Origin of the sequence: Pseudomonas sp. 32_A (genome assembly GCF_017490905.1) — a bacterium.
Taxonomy (GTDB): Bacteria; Pseudomonadota; Gammaproteobacteria; order Pseudomonadales; family Pseudomonadaceae; genus Aquipseudomonas; species Aquipseudomonas inefficax.
This window is the reverse complement of record NZ_JAFGYI010000126.1, coordinates 1-613: the sequence shown is the minus strand read 5'-3', so window position 1 is coordinate 613 and position 613 is coordinate 1. Positions and strand designations below refer to the sequence as shown.

The window sequence follows — 613 nt, the reverse complement described above, 5'->3', positions numbered from 1 at the left end:
ACGTTGACCAGCACCAGCAACGCCAGCACCCCCAGGAAACCGATCACCGTAGCCTTGCCCACATCCGACCGGCGCTCGGCACGCCCGGAATACACACTGGCGCCTTCGATGCCGATGAACACGAACACGGTGACCAGCATCATGTTGCGCACCTGCTCCAGCACGCTGCCGAACTGCGGGTTGCTCAGGCCCCAGATATCACGCGTGAAGATATCGGCGCGGAAGGCGAACGCCGCGATCACCACGAAAATCAGCAACGGCACCACCTTGGCCACGGTGGTCACCTGGTTGATGAACGCCGCCTCCTTGATACCGCGCAGCACCAGGAAGTGCACCGCCCACAGCAGCAGCGAGGCGCAGCCGATGGCGATTGGCGTGTTGCCCTCGCCGAACACCGGGAAGTAGAAGCCCAAGGTGCTGAACAGCAGCACGAAGTAGCCGACGTTGCCCAGCCAGGCACTGATCCAGTAGCCCCAGGCCGAGGAAAAGCCCATGTACTCGCCAAAACCGGCCTTGGCGTAGGCATACACCCCGCCATCCAGGTCAGGCTTGCGATTGGCCAGGGTCTGGAACACGAATGCCAGGGTCAGCATGCCGACCGCGGTGATTGCCC

Annotated in this window: 1 protein-coding gene; it reads right to left on the bottom strand. The window is 63.0% G+C overall.

What is annotated here, in order from left to right:
• Window positions 1–613: amino acid permease (locus J5M58_RS25900; protein ID WP_207880164.1), on the bottom strand; the 613-nt coding region annotated here is incomplete at both ends.